The sequence below is a fragment of the Mesorhizobium sp. M5C.F.Ca.IN.020.29.1.1 genome (assembly GCF_003997375.1).
In the GTDB taxonomy this organism is placed as follows: Bacteria; Pseudomonadota; Alphaproteobacteria; order Rhizobiales; family Rhizobiaceae; genus Mesorhizobium; species Mesorhizobium wenxiniae.
Map to the genome: position 1 here is coordinate 1 of NZ_RZSW01000924.1, position 1528 is coordinate 1528.

The 1528-nt window shown below is 62.8% G+C and carries 2 protein-coding genes; both read right to left on the bottom strand.

What is annotated here, in order from left to right; translation table 11 throughout:
- The coding region (locus tag EOA85_RS35025) for a phosphoenolpyruvate-utilizing N-terminal domain-containing protein (RefSeq protein WP_127212709.1) at nt 1-898 on the bottom strand (898 nt) is incomplete at its 3' end.
- A 174-nt stretch (nt 899-1072) separates the two neighbouring features.
- A partial coding sequence (locus EOA85_RS35030; protein ID WP_127212710.1) for an ACT domain-containing protein occupies nt 1073-1528 on the bottom strand: 456 nt, incomplete at its 5' end.

Here is a 1528-nt window from a genome sequence, read left to right on the forward strand (position 1 = left end):
GATACGGATCGGTCATGTGCAGCATGCGGGCACGCATGTCGCTCTGCACTTTTTCCACCGCTGCTTCCGCCGTCAGGCCGTTGCGGATCGCCTCTTCCAGCCGGCGCACCCAGCCGCTGTCGTTGGCGAACATGCGATAGGCTTCGAGCACCTGGCGGTGCTCGCCCTCGAAGGCGACTTCGCGGCGTTCCAGCATGTCGTCGATGGAGAGCCTGAGCGAGCCGAGAGATGCATCGAGCCGCTTGATCTCCTCATCGCTGTCCTCGTTGAACAGATTGGTGACGACGATGCGCGGCTCGTGCAGCACGACATGACCGAGCCCGACGCCTTCGTTGAAGGACAGGCCGGTAAAGCTCACCGGGCGGCGCAGGTCGAGTTCGAGCCCGGGCCGGGTCAGCCGGGCAAGGTCGCCGGTGGCGATCATCTCGGCGATCACCATCGCCGTCGTTTCCAGCGCCTCGACCTCGTCGTCGCGATAGTGGCGCATGGTCTTGTTCTGGACGACCAGCACACCGAGCGTGCGCCCTGCCCTGAGCACCGGCACGCCGAGGAAGGAATTGTAGATCTCTTCCCCCGTCTCCGGCAGATAGGCGAAGGCTGGATGTTCCTGCGCATTGGAGAGATTGAGCGGCCGTGCTGAGGCCGCGATCGTGCCGACGAGGCCTTCCCCCAGCCTGAGCTGCGCCAAATGGACGGCGTTCGGGTTCAGACCCTCGGTGGCATAGAGTTCGAGCACTGAATCGGCGCGCAGCACATAGAGCGAGCACACTTCGGCGACCATATTGGCGGCAATATCGCGCACGATGCGGTCGAGCCGCTCCTGCGGCTCCAGCGGCTCCTGCATGAGCTCGCGGAGCCGTTTCAGCAAAACGCGCGGGCCACTGGCCGTATCACGCATCGCGGCTTGTTCTCCAATGGACATTTTGCCCGCCGCAGTTTCTCCCGCGGCCGGCGCTCACGCAACAACTCAATTAGAGCGCCATGCGTCCAATTGGACGCCAAAGGACGCTCTAAGACTTTCGATCTGCTGCATCGTGCTTTCCGAAGTCGACTCTCGGGCCGATGCAGTCTGCTACTGCTTATCCAGACCGTAGACGGAATGCAAAGTGCGAACCGCAAGTTCGGTGTAGGGACCGTCGATCAGGATCGAAATCTTGATCTCGGAGGTGGTGATCGCACGGATGTTGATCGCCTTGTCGGCCAGCGCCTTGAAAGCGGTGGCGGCGACGCCCGCATGGCTCCTCATGCCGATGCCGATGACCGAGACCTTCGACATGCCGGCTTCCGACTGCACGACGTCGTAGCCGATCGTGGTTTTCAGCCGCTCGAGCACGGCAAGCGCCTTGTCGAGATCGCCGGACGGCACGGTGAAGGTCATGTCGGTGAACTTGCCGTCCTCGGAAATGTTCTGGACGATCATGTCGACATTGATGTTGGCCTCGGCCAGCGGCCCGAAAATGCCGGCGGCGACGCCCGGCCGGTCGCCGACACGGCGCAATGAAATCTGCGCTTCGTCCTTGGCATAGGC